Genomic DNA, 17,126 nt, shown 5'->3' with positions numbered 1-17,126 from the left:
GCCGGACGTGACGTCCAGCCGGAGGCACGGGCCGCCGCCCGGACCGCCGCGCCGGCGGTCGGCTGGGCTGCCGCCCCAGATCTGGGCGCGCCGGCCACCTTCGTACTGCTGAGGCACGGCGAGACGCCGCTCACCCCCGAGAAGCGCTTCTCCGGCAGCGGCGGCAGCGACCCCTCGCTGTCCGAGGCCGGCCGCCGCCAGGCGGAGGCCGCCGCCGCGGCGCTCGCGGCCCGCGGCACGATCCAGGAGATCGTCAGCTCGCCGCTCACGCGCTGCCGCGAGACCGCGGCGGCCGTCGCCGCGCGCCTCGGCCTGGACGTGCGGATCGAAGACGGCCTGCGCGAGGCGGACTTCGGCGCATGGGAGGGGCTGACCTTCGCGGAGGTGCAGGAGCGGTACCCCTACGACCTCGACGCCTGGCTCTCCTCGGCCAAGGCCGCCCCGAGCGGCGGAGGAGAGAGCTTCGCGGCGGTCGCCCGCCGCGTCGCCGCCGCCCGCGACCGGCTGATCGCCCAGAGCGCCGGACGCACGGTTCTGCTCGTCACCCATGTCGCGCCGATCAAGACGCTGGTCCGGCTGGCCCTGGGCGCGCCGCCGGAATCGCTGTTCCGGATGGAGCTGTCGGCGGCGTCGCTGTCGGCGGTGGCGTACTACGCGGACGGCAACGCGTCGGTGCGGCTGCTCAACGACACATCGCATCTGCGCTGAGCGACGCCCTGTCGTGCCCTGGCAACTGAGCGAGGACGTCGAGGAGTTCCGCCGCGAGACGGATGCGTATCTCGCGGCTGAGGCCGCCCGTGCCACCGCACTGCTCACCGTCAGCGAGACGGTGCGGCGGCACGGCGCGCAGGTGTACGGGGAAGGACCTGCGTCCTTCGGCTGGTGGCGCCGGAACCCCGGCGCGCCGGCCGAGGCCGCCTTCCTCCACACGCCTCCCTGGCCGCCGGCCCTAGGCCCCATGCCGGAGCGGCTCGCGGCGGAACTGGCCGGGGAGCTGCGCGGCCGCGGTGTGCGACTGCCCGGAGTCCGGGGCGGCGACGGGCCCGCGCGGGCGTTCGCCGACGCCTGGGCGGGGCCGGGCGGCTGGCAGCTCACGGGCCGCACCCGCCTGTTCCGGCTGGGCGACCTGACCCCGCCGCACCCCGCCCCGCCGGGCCGCGCGCGCCAAGCGGCCGGTGCGGACCTGGACCTGGCGGCGTCCTGGCTGCGGGAGTTCGCGGCGGCCGTAGGCGAACCGCACGACCTGGACTATGCACAGCTCGCGGAACGGCGCATCGCCGAGGGCGGTCTGCACCTGTGGGAGACCCCGGACGGCCGCCCGGTCTCCATGGCCTCCCATTCGCCGCCGCTCGCGGGCCAGTCCCGCGTCTCCAACGTCTACACCCCGCCCCCGCTGCGCTGCCGGGGATACGCCGCCGGGGCCGCGGCGGCCGTCAGCCACGCAGCCCTGGCGGCGGGCGCGCAACAGGTCCTGCTCTTCACGGACCTGTCCAACCCCACGAGCAACGCGCTCTACCAGCGCCTGGGTTACCGCCTGCTGGCGGACTACGCGGAGATCGCCTTCACGTAGCCCGCCCTCCCGCCTACGCTGTGCCGGAGTACTGCGCCGGCGGCATCCGCCGGACCCGCCCACGGAGCCGGAGGAGGCCGCATGGCCGGCGATCCCACACAGCGGCATCCGCGCGAGGGGGTCCCGCTCGGCCGCAGCGCGGATGCCGTCTGCTTCGGCCCCTGCTACGCCACAGCGACACCGCGCGCCCGGAAGCTGTGCTGGCGCATCAGGGACATCCTGCGCCGGCCGGTGCGGAACAGCGCGGGCCATCGCTGACAGGGCGGCAGAACCGCCCGCGCGACACGTGCCCCCGTGGTGACCGAAGCGCTCGCCGTGCGGCACACCGCGGGCGGTGGCCGCGGTGACGCCGGGCGCGCGCTCTAGTCGGCATGCGGGGCGAGCGGTGCGCGGGTGAGCGCCGCCGCCTCCGCGGCCAGGGCCCGCACCCTGCCCCAGTCCTTCGCGGCGATCGCGTCCGCCGGGAGCATCCACGTGCCGCCCACACAGCCGACGTTGGGCATCGCCAGATACGACGACGCTGAGGCGGCCGTGATCCCGCCGGTCGGACAGAACCGGGCCTGCGGCAGCGGCCCGGCGAGCGCGGCGAGATACGCGGCGCCGCCGGCCGCCTCCGCCGGGAAGAACTTCATCTCGCGCACGCCGCGTTCCAGCAGCCCCACGGTCTCCGACGCCGTCGACACCCCCGGCAGAAACGGCGCCCCCGACTCCCGCATCGCGCCCAGCACCCGCTCGGTCCACCCCGGACTCACCAGAAACCGCGCCCCGGCCGCCGTCGCCGCCGCCACGCCTTCCGCCGAGACGACCGTCCCCGCGCCGACAACCGCCTCGGGTGCCTCCGCCGCGATCGCCCGGATCGCGTCCAGCGCGACGGGCGTCCGCAGCGTCACCTCGACCGCCGGCAGCCCCCCGCCCGCCAACGCCCGCGCGAGCGGCACGGCGTCACGGAGGTCGTCGATGACGACGACGGGCAGGACGGGGGAGAACTCCAGAACAGAGGAGGCGTCGGCCATGCGCGCCATCGTCCCGCCGTACTCCGCACTGCACAATGGTCATTGCGTAATGCGCAACGGGGTCATCCCGTCAGTGGATCGACGTGACCACCACGTCCAGCGCCCACGCCTTGCCCGGCTTCGCCGGAGGCTCCGCCTCCACCACATGGCCCAGGTCGCGCAGCGCCTCCACCAGTTCCGCCGGGTTCGCGGGGCGGGAGCCGGACTCCAGGAGGCTGCGGACGATGCGGCCCTTCGTGGCCTTGTTGAAGTGGCTGACAACGGAGCGCTTCTCGACGCCGGTCACCTTGTCGACCTGCGCATGCAGCACCCGCACCGTGGCCGTACGGCCCGCGACCTCCCCCTTCGGCCGCCAGGCCGTCGTGTACGCGGAGGAGCGCAGGTCCAGCACCAGGCCGTCGCCCGCCGCCTCGGGCAGCACGGAGGCCATCGGGGTCCGCCAGTACGCGCCCAGGGCGCCGAGGCCGGGCAGCTTCACGCCCATCGAGCAGCGGTACGACGGAATCCGGTCGTCGATCCGGACCGCGCCCCAGAGGCCGGAGAACACCAGCAGCGACCGGCGGGCGCGGCGGTGGGCGTCGGCCGAGAGGGTGGCCAGGTCCAGGGCGTCGTACAGCACGCCCGTGTAGACCTCCCCGGCCGGACGCGTGCCCGTGGTCCTCAGCTGCGCGTTCTTGGCGATCTCGCCGCGCAGGCCCTCGCTCAGCCCCAGGACGTCCCGCGCCTTGTCCTCGTCGGCGGAGCACAGCTCCACCAGCTCGTCCAGCACCGCGGCGCGCGCCTCGGCCAGACCCGGCAGCGACAGGGACTCCGGCTTCAGCGCAGCCCCGCGCCCGGGCGCGGCCTTTCCCTCCGACGGCGGCAACAGCACGAGCACGGCGATCTCTCCTTCGTACGCACGGGGGCGGGGGGTGCGGCCCCCGCGCCAGCCTACGGCCCCCGCGGCCGCGGTCCGGGCGTGCGTGACGCCGGCCGGCGGCGTGCGCCCCGCTGGTGCGTCGAGCCCGGCCGGGCCGCCCGGCCGGGCTGTGCCCGCGTCCGCCACCCCGCGCCCGCGTCCGCCACCCCGCGCCCGCGTCCGCCACCCCGCACCCGCACCTGCTCCCCGCACCGGCGTCCCTCGCCCCGCTGCCCACCCGGCGCACGCGCTCCCCGCGTGCCGACCGCCCCCGCCCGCCATAGGCTCGGTGCATGCCCCGCCGCCATCTGCACACCGCGGGCGCAGCAGAGGCCCCGCTCCGGTCCGCCCTGCGCACGCTGCGCACGGAGCTGGACGTCCCCGGCCCCTTCCCGCCCGCGGTCCTCGCCGAGGCGGACGCCGTCGCCAGAGCGCCGCGGCTCCCCGACCGGGACGCGACCGACCTCCCCCTCTTCACCGTCGACCCGCCCGGCTCCACGGACCTCGACCAGGCCATGCACCTGGCCCGCGCGCCCCACGGCGGCGGCTGCACCGTCCACTACGCCATCGCCGACGTCGCCGCCTTCGTCGCACCCGGCGGAGCGCTCGACGCCGAAGCCCACCGCCGCGTGACGACCCTGTACTTCCCCGACGGAAAGATCCCGCTCCACCCGCCCGCCCTGTCCGAAGGCGCGGCCAGCCTCCTCCCCGGCCAGACCGCGCCCGCCCTGCTGTGGCGGATCGACCTCGACGCGGACGGCCGCACCGTGCGTACCGAGGTGCGCAGAGCCCTCGTACGCAGCAGAGCCCGCCTCGACTACGCGGACGTCCAACGCCAGATCGACACCGGCACGGCCGAGGAGCCCCTCGCGCTCCTCGCCGCGGTCGGCCGCCTGCGGCAGCGGCTGGAGATCGCGCGCGGCGGCATCTCGCTCTCCGTCCCCGAGCAGGAGATCGTCGAACGGGAGGGCTCGTACGACCTGGAGTTCCGCGCCCCGCTCCCCGCCGAGGGCTTCAACGCCCAGATCTCCCTGCTCACCGGCATGGCAGCCGCCGATCTGATGACCGCCTGCGGCACCGGCATCCTGCGCACCCTGCCCACGGCCCCGCACGGCGCGGTCGCCCGGCTGCGGCGCACGGCTGCCGCCCTGCGCATCGACTGGCCGCACCATGTCTCGTACGCGGATCTCGTCCGCTCGCTCGATCCGCGCGAGCCGCGCTGCGCCGCGTTCCTCCAGGAGTGCACCATCCTGCTGCGCGGTGCGGGTTACTCGGTCTTCCGCGGCGGCGTCCTGCCCTCGCCGTCGGTGCACGCCGCCGTGGCGGACGAGTACACGCACTGCACCGCCCCGCTGCGACGGCTCGTCGACCGCTACACGGGCGAGCTGTGCGTCGCGGCCGTCGCCGGACGGGAGCCTCCCGAGTGGGTGACGGCGGCGCTCGACGGGCTCCCGAAGGAAATGGAGACCGGCGCGCGGCGCGCCAACACGGTCGAGCGCGAGTGCGTCGACGTCGTCGAGGCGGCGCTGCTGAAGGACCGGCTCGGGGAGACCTTCGATGCCTGTGTGGTGGATGTCCGGGACGACGACCCCGCCGTGGGCACCGCCCAGCTGGCGGACCCGGCCGTCGTGGGCCGCATCGAGAGCGCGGACGGCCCGCTCCCGCTCGGCGAGCGGCTGCTCGTACGGCTCATCGAGGCGAACCCGGGCAGGCAGAAGGTGCTGTTCGCCCCCGCGTGAGCGCCGCGACGACCGCACCAGGGGCATCCGCGTGAAACCTCACCGTCCGCGCGCTGCCCCGCCTCCCCCAGCTCGTCGAGCCGGGCTGCGCCCGCCGCCCGGCGAGCCGGGCAACCATGACGCCGTGGCAGGGTCAGGCACCGCGCGTCCGTACGTCCCCGCACGCCAGGTAGCATGTCAGTCACGGCAGACGAGCCGGGCGGACGGCCGCGTGGAGATCCTCTCCGGATCTCCCCGAGGAACGTCCGGGCTCCACAGGGCAGGGTGGTGGCTAACGGCCACCCGGGGTGACCCGCGGGACAGTGCCACAGAAAACAGACCGCCGGGGGCCTCGCGCCCCAGGTAAGGGTGAAACGGTGGTGTAAGAGACCACCAGCGCCTGAGGTGACTCAGGCGGCTCGGTAAACCCCACCCGGAGCAAGGTCAAAAGGAGCGCCGTGAAACGCGCTCTGCGCGGACGACCGAGGGCTGCCCGCCCGAGTCCGCGGGTAGACCGCACGAGACCGGCGGCAACGCCGGTCCTAGATGGATGGCCGTCTCCCCGGCCGCCGCGAGGCGACCGGGTGACAGAACCCGGCGTATAGGCCGACTCGTCTGCCGCCCCTTCGGGGGCAGGCCCCTGATCAGGTGTTTTACCTGGTCAGGGGCCACTTCTATACCCCCGCAGTCGAGTGAACGCTGCTCACTCTTTGTGACCATTTCCGGGTGTTTCTCGGTGCTGTGTGGCGATCCTGTGGCGGTGGCGACGCACAGCTTGAAGGCCCGGCCCGTCCGCAACGGCGGATGCGACCCGGCCGGGGCCAGGGACTGGCGTCAGGTGGTGTAATCCAGCTCAGTCACGGCGGCCTGGCGTACGGCCGAGGCGAGGTCGTTCATGTCGAGACCGTCCAGGTGCGCCCGAAGCGCCTTGCGGGCCTCGCGTATTCGGTCGGGGAGTGCCGGTCCGGTGATGTCGCCAGGCAGGATGATGCGACGGAACTCCGGGTCCCCGATCGCCTCCGCTACGAGCTTCTCGACCAGCCACAGGGGCGTGCGCTCCCGGATGGCGAACGTCAGGTGGACACTGTGCTCGCCCTCGTCGGTCACGTGAGGGTTGTGGACCCAGCCCCTTGGTAGAAGAAGCGACTGACCGGCCCGCAGGTCGAGTTCCAGGTCCGGGCCCGCGGCTTCCCACTCAGGGATGTAGTGGTCGCGCCAGACGCGCCACGACTCGTTGTACTCCCTCATGGGGGACTCGACGGGCGGGCTCCAGAGCTGCCACCGCTTGGTGCCGGCGACCTGGACGATCACGGCCATCTGCTGATCCCAGTGATGGCGTAGCCCCTGGTTGCCCGGCGGGGTCAGGAAGGCGTGGATGTAGTTGGAGAAGCCCGTCTCTTCCTGAATACCGCGCGAGACCTTCGTCATGAACGGGCTGACTCGTTGCAGGTTGCCGAGCCGGATCGTGTACCCGCTGTCGTACAGCTTGCGGAGCTTGGCCGCGTCGGTGCGGCCATGGGTCATATAGGCGTTCTGGTTCAGAGACGGGGCCGGGGCACGCACAACCGCGATCTCGTTCGCCGGCACGCACCCCGTGAAGGTGCAGCCCGTGAGGAAGCCCTCGGTGACCGTCTCGTCGAGAGCTGTCTTGCCACGCTCGAATACACGCGGCTCGTCAGGCCACGTGTTGAGCAGTTCGATCACACCATCCTCGGGCAGTAAGAGGCTCAGCGACATGGCATCGACTCCTTATGGCGGCGGGAGCGGGCAGGGAATCTCAGGGTGGAACCGGTTCGGGCAGCAGACCACCGAGTACGAGATCAAGTTCTCGGAGGGCATGTAGTACACCCAGCTCACATCGACCCCACGGGGGAGTACGTCCTCGGCGTACTCCAGTTTCCAGTCGAGACCGCAGTACGCCTGGAGCCCGTCAGCGCGCTGGAACGGAGGATTCGCCTCGTAGTGCTTGGTCAGCCAGGCAAGGGCGACACCAACATCAGTCCAGGTGCGGTCAGCGGAGACCAGGTGCTTCTTCATGAGCCAGTAGCCGGTCATCGTCGGTGGCACGTTGCCCGACTGGAACTCGGAGGCAGCCTCGCGGTACCGGTTGAGGGTATCCACCTGCGTCTTGCTCTCGGGGTCCAGCACCATGGGGGCGCCATTGGGATGTGGTGGCCGCCGCCGCCCCTCCCGCCCGTACACCTTCGATGGGCCGACCCACGGGCCGTACCCATGCCAGTGTCCTGACCAGCTCATTTTCGCCTTTCCGGGGGGCGGGCCGCCCTCGGCGATGCCGAGGACGACCCGCTGAAGTGTCCGCCTGACCGAGGGGCAGCCGGGCTAGAAGGTGAGGGAACGCTTCCGGGCCCAGCCGCGCGTGAAGTCGTCCAGCTCCTCCGCGGTGAACCGCAGCTCCAGGCCGGCGCCCTCCGGCTTGGTGTCCCGGACGACGAAGGCCGACTCCGCGCCGGGGATCGCGGCCACGTCGACGCAGGACTCGTGCTCGCCCTGGAGGTTGCCGCCGCAGTAGTTCTCGAACTGAGCGCCCGCGACGGGCAGGTTGTAGAGGTCCATGAGGGGTAGTCCTCCTCAGTGCATCTGCTGTGCGGAGATTCGGTCCCCGCGCCGTCGTGCACTTGCGACCCACCTCGGCCCGACCTGTCCTTGTCTCGGAGCCGGGGTGGGCGTTGAGTTCCGCCCCACGAGGGAAAGCCGCATGGGGGAGCGGGTCGAAGTGACCTCGGAGGCGGAAGATCATGTGGTCAGCCGCCAGTAAGCGGCCATGATCGAGACGGAGGTGAGGATCACGAGGGCCTGGAAGACCCACTGACGCCAGCCGAGCGGACGCGCGTGTCGGCCTCCGGGGCGGCGAAGACGCCGAGCGCCAGGGCGGCCACCAACGCGAGCAGCACCGCGACGTACGCGATCTGTTGTGCCTTGGGGCTCATGGCGCACTGAGCCCGTTCCTCTGGCTGTAGACCCACAGGAAGCGGCGCGTCAGGGCGGCCACCTCGCGCATGTAGAAGTAGGCGACGAAGGTCGGCGCGTCCTGCGAGGGGCGGCGGCTCAGGTCGAGGAGCGCGTAAGCCTGGCGGAACAGCTCTCTGACCGTCTCGTCCTCGTCCGCGCCCAAATCCTCGCTCAGGAGCAGTTGCAGGTGTCCCGTCAGGATCGGCGTCTTCACGTTGATCTGGCTGCGGGTCGTGGTACCCAGCTCTATGAGAAGGGCGGCATCGGTGCTGTCGCCGATCAGTTCCACATCGACGGGCCGGGCATCCTGCATCCGTGTCACGGTGGTCACCACGCGTCTCCCCTCGGTACCGCACGCTGCCGTGGGCTTCTTGGCTGCTTGGGCTTGTTGACGAACGTAGAGCGGTCGATTCCCAAGTCCCAAGCAGATTGCGCGAGTTTGCAGCAAGTCGATTGACGGCGTCGAACTGCCTGGCGACCATCGTCTTGTCGCGCAAACCGGCGCAAGGCAGCGGACGGGAGAGAGGCCATGAAGCTACGGTTCCTTGGTAAGAACTCCACCCCCAGAGACAGTCCCACCCTGTACGCGAGTGACCAGGACACCTACGTGATCCAAGGCTGGAAGGTGTACGCGAACGACTTGCTCATGCAGCTCGACGTGCCGGCGGGACAGAGCGTCATCGAGGTGCCGACCGAGTTGTTCGAGCACCTGGCCAAGGACGGCCACGAGAACGGCGAGATCAAGCGGTTCACGGACCCGATCATGATCCTCACCGACCAGGGAACGTGTGTCCTTCAGGGCCCGGAGATGCGCGATGCTGAAGCCCTGAGCCAGATGCGTATGCCCGATTACGAGACCTGCATCGAGGTCCCCAAGTCCTCGATCGCGGCCCTGCTGGAGGAGACGAGTGGACCTGATCACCAGCGCTGAGCGCGACAAGCTGTTCAACAGGTTCGAGCGGGATGCCTTTCACCTGGAGTTGAGGGACGACTACGGCTCTCCCATCGAGGACACGCCGTACGCCCGATGGAAGAGGGGCGAGCCCGACGACTACGCCTGGCTCGACGACTGGAAGGCGCTGATGAAGCGCGTCACGAGCGAAGGCAAGACGGTACGTCGCGTCCGCGTGGTCACCGAGCCGCACAGCCAGTACGTCACCTGGGAGCACTCGCTCACCCGCCTCAACCTGGAGGTCGGTGAGGACATTCGCTGGCTGCCGCGGCACCGGCTGCCTGAAGGCGTCACCTTCCCCGTGAACGGGAACGACTGGTGGCTGTACGACGATCGACTTCTCGCAGTGGGCCACTTCGACGCTGAGGGGCGGGTGCTCGGGTCCGAGATCATCGAAGACCCCGACATCGTGACCGAGTGCATCCGCTTGCGTGACCTGCTCTGGGCTGTCGCCATCCCGCACGTCGAGTACAAGCCCTGACTCATCAGTGAGCACACAGGCACAAGAAGCACGTGAGGCGCTGGGTGCCCGGCTCCGCGGATTCCGCAAGGATGCGGGATTTGTGAGCGGCCGGGCACTCGCCCGTGCACTCGGCTGGCAGGAGTCGAAGGTCTCACGGCTTGAAAACGGAAAGCAGAACGCCAGTGAGGAGGACATTAGGACCTGGTGCGCGGCGACGGGCCAGGAGCAACACGTCGATGACCTCGTGGCGACGGTGCGCCACATCGACGAGCTATGGCTTGAATGGCGTCGACAGCTCCAGACGGGCGCGGAAAAAAGGCAGAGCAAGGCTCTGCCGGTCTATGCGAAAACCAAGGTTTTCCGCATCTGGCATCCCACGCTAGTGTGGGGGACGCTTCAAACGCCGGAATATGCCGCTAAGACTTTCGAGCAAGTTGTCGCCTTCTATGAGATACCTAATGACACGGAAGCCGCAGTGGCGAAGCGGCTTGAACGACAGCAATACCTGTACCGAGGCGGCCGGATTTTCAATGTGCTACTCGGCGAACAGGCCCTCTACACCAACTTTGGAGGCCCGGAGGTCATGATCGGACAGCTCGATCGACTGCTGTCCGCAATGCGCCTTCCGCGCCTGAGTTTGGGGCTGATCCCCCGATCTTCCCCCCTCAGTGTATGGCCGGGGAACTCATTCTCCATGTTCGACGACAGGCTTGTCCTGGTTGAGACCTACTCGGCGGAGTTCTCTGTTACGCAGCCTCGGGAGATCGAGCTGTACACCAAGGCTTTCGCCTCGCTGAAGCAGTCGGCTGTGTACGGAAACTCCGCACGAGATCTCATTTTCACTGCGATGCAGCATTTCGAGCGCATGCCGCGCGACTAGAAGGGAAAAAATCCTGTGACTCCGAACTGGCGCACCAGCTCCTACACGGGCACGGAAAACTGTGTCGAAGTGGCCGACAACGATCCGAAGAAGGTCATGGTCCGAGACACCAAGGACCGTGACGGCGGAACCCTGGTATTTCCACCGTCGTCTTGGGCTGAGTTCGTGGAATTCGCCCAGCAGTCGTAGACCTCCGTCACACAGTCGGGGTGAGTGTAACCAGGAGTGGCCCGGTGGCCTTGCTCCATTCGAGCCCTGATTCGACCGCCCACTTGCCGGCAGGGCGGCCCGGCCTGCGAGGGCGACCACCTCCGCTCTCCTCGCGGCAGTGGTCCAGCCCGGCACCGTAGCCCTCCAGCGCTGGTCGCCACCGGGCCGAGCAGCCCGGCTGCACCCGGAGGGCGCATGCACGCCTGCTGCCTTCGACCGCAGGCAGGGCGTCCTGGAAATCTGCGAACCTGCCGGGGCGTCATGGCGTTCATGCAGGGCAGCCGGGACGATAAGAGGGCGAACCGCGCATCTTTACACCGGGTGAGGAGCCAGGCATGGCCGAGACCGCCAATGACGCACCCGACGCCCCTGCCGCCGTTGACTGCTGTCCTCAGCTTGAACCGTGCGAGCCCTGCGACACCCTGCACATCGCTTACCGGCTGCCGTACCCAGCGCAGGTCAACGACCGCAGTGTGCCGGTCGAGGTGACGCTGCGTTTTGTGCTGCAGCGCTGTCACGGGCCGCTGGCGCTGGGGCCCTTGGTCTATACGACCACGCTGCTGCCGGGGGAGAAGGTCCGGCTCGCCACTCGTGACCGGCACTCCTCGTTCTCCTTCGACTCGTCGTCCTCTCTCGCCCACCACCACCGCTCCTCCTCCGAGGAGTCCTTCTATACGGCGGGCATGGCCCATGCCGTGTCCGATGTGTCGGTGGTCGACTCCACCCGCCGTGAGTCCACCTACAGCGAATCCGCCGTCTCCGGCGGTGGTGGCGCGGGGCTGGATCTGGGGGTCTTCGAGATCGGCGGATCGGTGAAGGGCTCCAGTTTTGACGCCTCCAGCGTCGCGGAGTCCGTGCGGAACTTCTCCCGGCACGCCGAGTCGTCTCATCACCATGTCCAGGCTGGCGTCCGGGCCGCCAGTTCCGTGTCCGTCGGCGCGGTGTCCTCGCGTGCCCATCGGGAAGGGGAGTCGGAGGACCACTTCGAGGCGTCCTCGCGGGTGTTCTCCAACCCCAACCGCTGCCGGGCCCTGACGTTCTTCTTCCACCAGATCGTCAAGTGCCAGACCGTGAAGTTCTCCCTCGCGGCGATCGACCTGCGGGTGAACGACCCGGCCGCGCCCACGGGCGTGACGCCGGCCAGGCCGCGCCCCCTCACCGGGGTGCAGGTGGTGCCGCAGCAGGTGGTGGCCACCAGTCCCGAGCTGGTCAGGACCGAGGCGGCCGCGCGGCAGGCTGCCGTGGCGCGTACCGCGGAGACCCCGGCCGCCTCGGCGCCGGCCTTCCTCGCGGCCGCCCCGGTGCACGCGGAGCCGCCGCTGAAGAGGCAGGCGATCGAGGTGGTGCGCCGCCAGCTCACGGAGCAGGGGCTGCTGAACCGTGACGGCGCGGTCTCCGCCAAGGCTCAGGAGCGCTACGGATGGGAGCGGGAGCTGGTGCTGCCCACCCCGGGGGTGCGGGTGCGCACCTGCCTGGACGAGTGTGAGGCGTGTGAGCCGGAGCTGAAGAAGCAGATGGAGCTGGAGCTTGAGCGGCTGGCGCTGGAGAACAAGCTGCTGGCGCGCAGGATCGAGCTGATGGACAAGGACCAGGAGCACCGCTGCTGCCCGGGTGAGGCGTCGTCAGAGGGCGGCGGCGCGTAGGCGGTCCCGGTGCGCGAACCGGAAACCAGTGCCGCTCGCTGCCCCAGTGGGCCGTCCGCGACGCGTGCCAGGTGAGCGGTGAAGATCTTGCTTCGTGCTCCGGCGCGCGGGGGCTCTTTGTGTCGAGTCAGGCGTGAAGACGGGCGACTGTGGACCATGTGGGGGAATCCGTCATGTGGGGCAGCCTGCCATGCGGGAGGGGGCGGGGCGGTGTAGGCATGGGGGTGGCGGCATCCGGTTGCCTGCACACGCTCACGCCCGCCTGCCCGCGCCCCGTACGCCCGCCCGTACGCCCGCCCGCACGCATGAGGAGACCCCCGTGGCTATTTCCGTCGACAAGCTCAGCGACCCCGCCGTACGAGAGTTCGTCAGTGCCGTCAACGCGCATGACCGCGAGCGGTTCATGGCGGTCCTCACGCCTGATGCGGCCATGTCCGACGACGGCAGTGAGCGGAACCTCGAAGAGTGGGCCGACCGGGAGATCTTCGAATCGCGCGGGCATATGGACGTCGAGAAGGAGTCCGCCGGGGGGCGGGAGCTGATCGCGCGCTACCGCAATGACACCTGGGGCGAGATGCGCACCAAGTGGCGGTTCACCGTGGAGGACGGGAAGGTCAGCCGCTTCGACACCGGGCAGGCGTAGGGCCCGGTCGGCGCCCGGTTCCGGCTGGCCCGGTTCCGGTCGGCGCCCGGCACCGGTCGTACCGCCGGAAGGGGGGGCGGCGGCTGAGGGCCGAACCCCGGCTCCGGTCGGCCGCGGCCCCAGCCGCGCCCCGCCGCTCAGCCGCGGCCGATATACGGCATCTTCGTCGCCATCACCGTCGCGAACTGCACATTCGCCTCCAGCGGCAGCTCCGCCATATGGCGCACCGTCCGTGCCACGTCCGCCGCGTCCATCACCGGCTCCGCCGCCAGCTCGCCGTTGGCCTGGAGGATGCCCTGCTGCATCGCCGCGGTCATCTCCGTGGCCGCGTTGCCGATGTCGATCTGGCCGCAGGCGATCGAGTAGGCGCGCCCGTCCAGGGACAGTGACTTCGTCAGGCCCGTCAGAGCGTGCTTCGTCGCCGTGTACGGGGCGGAGTGCGGGCGCGGCACATGGGCGGAGATCGAGCCGTTGTTGATGATCCGCCCGCCTTGGGGGGTCTGCTCCTTCATCTGACGGAACGCCGCCTGGGCGCACAGGAACGCGCCGGTGAGATTGACGTCCACCACCGAGCGCCAGGCGTCGTACGTCAGTTCCTCGAAGCGCACCCCGGCGGGCCCGAACGTGCCCGCGTTGTTGAAGAGCAGGTCCAGGCGGCCGAAGCGGTCGCGCACCGCGGCGAAGAGGGCGGCGACGTCCTCAGGGTCTGTCACATCCGTGCGGACGCACAGCAGCTCCGCCGTGGCGTCCGCCAGCGCCGCCGTCTCCTCAAGCGCCTCGACACGCCGGCCCGCCGCGGCCACCGACCAGCCGCTGCGCGCCAGCTCAAGCGCTACGCTCCGGCCGATGCCCGAACCGGCGCCCGTCACCACCGCGACTCTCCGCACACTCTCCACAGCGTTCATGGGGGCGCAGCGTACGCGTACGCCGGGTACCAGGAGCTCATCCGACCGACATATGGATGACATGCACCCGGCAACGTCACGCCCTCGGGCCTCGCTCCAATACGACTGACAACAGCCGTCAGGGGAGGGGCCATGACACCCGAGACGCACCGACGCCACGCTCCTGCCGCCCACCACATGTCAGCCGCTCACCACACGTCAGCCGCCGACCACTCGCCCCAGCTGAGGGCCGCCGCCCGTCACTTCGCACGGCACCTCGGCCGGCGGCGCTTCCTCACCGTCACCTCGGCCGCCGCCGCGCTCGCCTTCGCCGTCGATCTGCCCGGCAGCGCCGAAGCCGCCGCGCCCCGCGAGGCCGACGCCCGCAAACTCGCCGAGTACCCCTTCACGCTCGGCGTGGCCTCCGGCGATCCCCAGCCCGGCTCCGTCGTGCTGTGGACCAGGCTCGCGCCCCGCCCGTACGAGCCGGGCAGCGGCCTGCCCCGCGCACCCTTCCAGGTGAGCTGGGAGGTGGCGCACGACGAGGCCTTCAGCCGCGTCGCCCGCCGCGGAGACGTCCTCGCCCACCCGGAGTTCGACCACAGCGTCCACATCGAGCCGGACGGGCTCGACCCGGACCGCGTCTACTACTACCGCTTCCGCACCGGGGCCTGGATCAGCCCGGCCGGCCGCACCCGCACCGCGCCCGCGCGCGACGCCCGCATCCGCGAGCTGCGCCTCGCCGCCGCCTCCTGCCAGGCGTACTACCACGGCTACTACACCGCCCACCGGCATCTCGCGGCCGAAGACCTCGACGTCGTCTTCCACCTCGGCGACTACCTCTACGAGTATCCGGTGAACTCCGCCGGAGGCGACCGCAAGTACACAGACCGCGTGCTGCCCGCGCACTACAACAAGGAAACCGCCACCCTTGAGGACTACCGGCTGCGCTACGGCCTGTACAAATCCGACCCGGATCTGATGGCCGCGCACGCCGCGCACCCCTTCGTCGTCACCTGGGACGACCACGAGACCGAGAACAACTACGCGGACGACATCCCCGAGAACGACGTGCCTCCGGAGGAGTTCCTGCTGCGCAGGGCCGCCGCCTACCGGGCCTACTGGGAGAACATGCCGCTGCGCGCGCCGCAGCGGCCCGACGGCCCGGACATGCGGCTCTACCGCCGGCTGCACTACGGCCGGCTCGCGCAGTTCGACGTCCTCGACACCCGCCAGTACCGCTCCGACCAGGCGTACGGCGACGGAGCGCAGATACCCGGGCCCGAGTCGCAGGACCCCTCGCGCACCATGACCGGCGCGACCCAGGAGCGCTGGCTGATCGACGGCTGGCACGGCTCCCGGGCGCGGTGGAACGTGCTGCCCCAGCAGGTCACCTTCGCCCAGCGGAAACTGGACCTCAACCCCGTGGCCAGGGTCAGCATGGACGCCTGGGACGGCTACCCGGCCTCCCGCGACCGCGTCCTGGACGGCGCCGAGGCCGCGGGCGTCGAGAATCTGCTGGTGCTCACCGGCGATGTGCACGCGGCGTACGCGTACGACATCAAGCGCGACTACGAGACCCCCGGCGCACGCACGGTCGGCGTCGAGGTCACGGCGACCTCCATCTCCAGCGGCCGGGACGGCGCGGACAAACCCGGCAACTGGGAGACGTACACCCGCGCCAACCCGCATATGAGGCTCTACAACGGCAGGCGCGGCTATGTGAAGGTCACGCTGGGGGAGGAGCTGGCGCGTGTGGACTTCCGGGCCGTGACACATGTCACGACCCCGGGCGGGCAGGTCGGAACAGTCGCCTCATTCGCGATGGAAGCGGGGAATCCCGGCCTCGAACCCATCTGAAACCCTCGAAGAGGCGTGTGAAAGGTGTGCCGGACCGGCTCAGCTCCCTGAGAACATAGGTGAGAGTTAAAGCAATGAGCCTATGAGCTGTGGGAGCCGTCAATGCCAGGCCGTGAACCGGGTCGGATACGCACCGCGGAGCCGCTGCCCTCGTCGTCACCGACCAGGGCAGCGGCTCCGCGCCGGGCGGCCCTGCTGGTCACCCTCGTCCTCGGCGGGCTGACCGCACTGCCGCCGCTGTCGATGGACATGTACCTCCCCGCCCTGCCCGCCGTCACCGACTCCCTCGGCGCACCCGCGGCAACCGTGCAGCTCACCCTCACCGCCTGCCTCGCGGGCATGGCGCTCGGCCAGCTCGTCGTCGGCCCGATGAGCGACAGATGGGGGCGGCGGCGGCCGTTGCTCATCGGCATGGCCGTATACGTCGCGGCCACCGCCGTCTGCGCCCTCGCCCCGACCGCCGAACTCCTCATCGCCTTCCGGCTGGTGCAGGGGCTCGCCGGCGCGGCCGGCATCGTCATCGCCCGGGCCATGGTGCGCGACCTCTACGACGGCGTCGAGATGGCCCGGTTCTTCTCCACCCTGATGCTGATCTCCGGCGCCGCGCCGATCATCGCCCCGCTGATCGGCGGACAGGTGCTGCGGGTGACGAACTGGCGCGGCATCTTCCTCGTCCTGACCGGTGTCGGACTGCTGCTCACCCTTGTCGTCATCGCCTGGCTCAAGGAGACGCTGCCGCCTGAGCGGCGGCACACGGGCGGCGTGGGCCAGGCCCTGCGCACCATGCGCGGGCTGCTCGCCGACCGGGTCTTCACCGGCTATATGCTCACCGGCGGGCTCGCCTTCGCCGCGCTCTTCGCCTATATCTCCGCCTCGCCGTTCGTCGTGCAGGAGATCTACGGCGCGTCCCCGCAGACCTTCAGCCTCCTCTTCGGCCTCAACTCCGTCGGACTGATCGCCGTCGGCCAGATCAACGGCAAGGTGCTCGTCGGGCGGGTCCCGCTCGACAAGGCGCTCGGCTTCGGCCTCGCGGTGATCACCCTGGCCGCGACGGCCCTGCTGCTGATGACAGCCGGCGTCTTCGGGGACGTCGGGCTGGCGCCCGTGGCGGCCGGGCTCTTTGTGCTGATGTCCGCGATGGGGCTGGCGATGCCGAACACCAACGCCTCCGCCCTGATGCGCACCCCGCACGCCGCGGGCTCCGCCTCGGCGCTGCTCGGCACCACCTCGTTCCTCATCGGAGCGCTCGCCTCGCCCCTCGTGGGCATCGCGGGGGAGCAGACCGCGGTCCCGATGGCCGTGGTGCAGCTCGGCTGCGCCGTGGCTGCGGTCGGCTGCTTTCTGCTGCTGTGCCGGCCGTGGCGGCCGCGCCCGGAGCCGTCGGGCGGCGCGCCCGCGTAGCGGCCGGGGACCCGGCGCGCC

Annotated in this window: 20 protein-coding genes and 1 other RNA gene; 13 read left to right on the top strand and 8 right to left on the bottom strand. The window is 70.7% G+C overall.

Going from position 1 to position 17,126, the window contains the following annotated elements; translation table 11 throughout:
• The 3 genes from OF819_RS21935 to OF819_RS21925 form a co-directional block, all read left to right on the top strand.
• Positions 1-708 (top strand): histidine phosphatase family protein (locus tag OF819_RS21935; protein WP_267245320.1); only part of this gene is annotated, 708 nt, incomplete at its 5' end.
• A gap of 13 nt (positions 709-721) precedes the next feature.
• Positions 722-1,570, top strand: coding sequence for a GNAT family N-acetyltransferase (locus OF819_RS21930; protein ID WP_267245319.1), 849 nt, complete (start codon positions 722-724; stop codon positions 1,568-1,570).
• An 81-nt stretch (positions 1,571-1,651) separates the two neighbouring features.
• Positions 1,652-1,828: a hypothetical protein gene (locus OF819_RS21925; protein ID WP_267245318.1), complete on the top strand. Its 177-nt coding sequence runs from the start codon at positions 1,652-1,654 to the stop codon at positions 1,826-1,828.
• A gap of 104 nt (positions 1,829-1,932) precedes the next feature.
• On the opposite strand, the gene eda is transcribed toward OF819_RS21925, so the two are convergent.
• Positions 1,933-2,583: a bifunctional 4-hydroxy-2-oxoglutarate aldolase/2-dehydro-3-deoxy-phosphogluconate aldolase gene (eda, locus tag OF819_RS21920; RefSeq protein WP_267245317.1), complete on the bottom strand. Its 651-nt coding sequence runs from the start codon at positions 2,581-2,583 to the stop codon at positions 1,933-1,935.
• A 70-nt stretch (positions 2,584-2,653) separates the two neighbouring features.
• The gene (gene yaaA, locus OF819_RS21915) at positions 2,654-3,460 is read right to left on the bottom strand and encodes a peroxide stress protein YaaA (RefSeq protein WP_267245316.1); all 807 of its coding nucleotides are present in this window, start codon (positions 3,458-3,460) and stop codon (positions 2,654-2,656) included.
• A gap of 314 nt (positions 3,461-3,774) precedes the next feature.
• Here yaaA and OF819_RS21910 point away from each other — a divergent pair, with 314 nt between their 5' ends.
• Both OF819_RS21910 and rnpB read left to right on the top strand, forming a co-directional pair.
• On the top strand, positions 3,775-5,220 hold the full coding sequence (locus tag OF819_RS21910; protein ID WP_267245315.1) for an RNB domain-containing ribonuclease: 1,446 nt from the start codon (positions 3,775-3,777) through the stop codon (positions 5,218-5,220).
• Between the two features lie 191 nt (positions 5,221-5,411).
• Positions 5,412-5,817, top strand: an RNA gene (gene rnpB / locus OF819_RS21905) — RNase P RNA component class A.
• Positions 5,818-6,033: 216 nt separating this feature from the next.
• Here rnpB and OF819_RS21900 read toward each other — a convergent pair.
• From OF819_RS21900 to OF819_RS21880, 5 genes are all read right to left on the bottom strand, one after another.
• Positions 6,034-6,936, bottom strand: a complete 903-nt coding sequence (locus tag OF819_RS21900) for a JmjC domain-containing protein (protein WP_267245314.1) — start codon at positions 6,934-6,936, stop codon at positions 6,034-6,036.
• 12 nt (positions 6,937-6,948) lie between these two features.
• Positions 6,949-7,350: a hypothetical protein gene (locus tag OF819_RS21895; protein WP_267245313.1), complete on the bottom strand. Its 402-nt coding sequence runs from the start codon at positions 7,348-7,350 to the stop codon at positions 6,949-6,951.
• 189 nt (positions 7,351-7,539) lie between these two features.
• Positions 7,540-7,773: a DUF397 domain-containing protein gene (locus OF819_RS21890; protein WP_267245312.1), complete on the bottom strand. Its 234-nt coding sequence runs from the start codon at positions 7,771-7,773 to the stop codon at positions 7,540-7,542.
• A 230-nt stretch (positions 7,774-8,003) separates the two neighbouring features.
• Positions 8,004-8,147, bottom strand: a complete 144-nt coding sequence (locus tag OF819_RS21885; protein ID WP_267245311.1) for a hypothetical protein — start codon at positions 8,145-8,147, stop codon at positions 8,004-8,006.
• Entirely contained in the window at positions 8,144-8,503 is a 360-nt protein-coding gene (locus OF819_RS21880) for a hypothetical protein (protein ID WP_267245310.1), read from the bottom strand. Before OF819_RS21880 ends, OF819_RS21885 begins: the two co-directional genes overlap by 4 nt.
• A gap of 195 nt (positions 8,504-8,698) precedes the next feature.
• Between OF819_RS21880 and OF819_RS21875 the strand changes: the two genes are divergently transcribed.
• The 6 genes from OF819_RS21875 (at position 8,699) to OF819_RS21850 (ending at position 12,960) form a co-directional block, all read left to right on the top strand.
• The gene (locus OF819_RS21875) at positions 8,699-9,100 is read left to right on the top strand and encodes a hypothetical protein (RefSeq protein ID WP_267245309.1); all 402 of its coding nucleotides are present in this window, start codon (positions 8,699-8,701) and stop codon (positions 9,098-9,100) included.
• A complete protein-coding gene (locus OF819_RS21870; protein ID WP_267245308.1) occupies positions 9,078-9,602 on the top strand; it encodes a DUF6879 family protein in 525 nt (174 codons plus the stop codon). The genes OF819_RS21875 and OF819_RS21870 overlap by 23 nt, the downstream gene beginning before the upstream one ends.
• Before the next feature lie 7 nt (positions 9,603-9,609).
• Positions 9,610-10,464 carry a helix-turn-helix domain-containing protein gene (locus OF819_RS21865; RefSeq protein ID WP_267245307.1) on the top strand — a complete coding sequence of 285 codons (855 nt, stop codon included), beginning with the start codon at positions 9,610-9,612 and terminating at the stop codon, positions 10,462-10,464.
• 15 nt (positions 10,465-10,479) lie between these two features.
• Complete coding sequence (locus OF819_RS21860) at positions 10,480-10,653, top strand: DUF397 domain-containing protein (protein ID WP_267245306.1); 174 nt, start codon at positions 10,480-10,482, stop codon at positions 10,651-10,653.
• 356 nt (positions 10,654-11,009) lie between these two features.
• Positions 11,010-12,317, top strand: coding sequence for a hypothetical protein (locus OF819_RS21855; protein WP_267245305.1), 1,308 nt, complete (start codon positions 11,010-11,012; stop codon positions 12,315-12,317).
• 319 nt (positions 12,318-12,636) lie between these two features.
• Positions 12,637-12,960, top strand: a complete 324-nt coding sequence (locus OF819_RS21850) for a nuclear transport factor 2 family protein (RefSeq protein ID WP_267245304.1) — start codon at positions 12,637-12,639, stop codon at positions 12,958-12,960.
• A 137-nt stretch (positions 12,961-13,097) separates the two neighbouring features.
• Here the strand turns inward: OF819_RS21850 and OF819_RS21845 are convergent, their stop codons facing one another.
• The gene (locus tag OF819_RS21845) at positions 13,098-13,865 is read right to left on the bottom strand and encodes an SDR family oxidoreductase (RefSeq protein ID WP_267245303.1); all 768 of its coding nucleotides are present in this window, start codon (positions 13,863-13,865) and stop codon (positions 13,098-13,100) included.
• A gap of 177 nt (positions 13,866-14,042) precedes the next feature.
• Here OF819_RS21845 and OF819_RS21840 point away from each other — a divergent pair, with 177 nt between their 5' ends.
• Complete coding sequence (locus OF819_RS21840) at positions 14,043-15,704, top strand: alkaline phosphatase D family protein (RefSeq protein ID WP_267245328.1); 1,662 nt, start codon at positions 14,043-14,045, stop codon at positions 15,702-15,704.
• Between the two features lie 102 nt (positions 15,705-15,806).
• Positions 15,807-17,105: a Bcr/CflA family multidrug efflux MFS transporter gene (locus tag OF819_RS21835; RefSeq protein WP_267245302.1), complete on the top strand. Its 1,299-nt coding sequence runs from the start codon at positions 15,807-15,809 to the stop codon at positions 17,103-17,105.
• Positions 17,106-17,126: the final 21 nt, after the last annotated feature.

It is taken from the genome of Streptomyces sp. PR69 (genome assembly GCF_026420845.1).
GTDB lineage: Bacteria > Actinomycetota > Actinomycetes > Streptomycetales > Streptomycetaceae > Streptomyces.
Note: the sequence above shows the minus strand (reverse complement) of the source record. Positions and strands in the feature narration are given on the sequence as shown.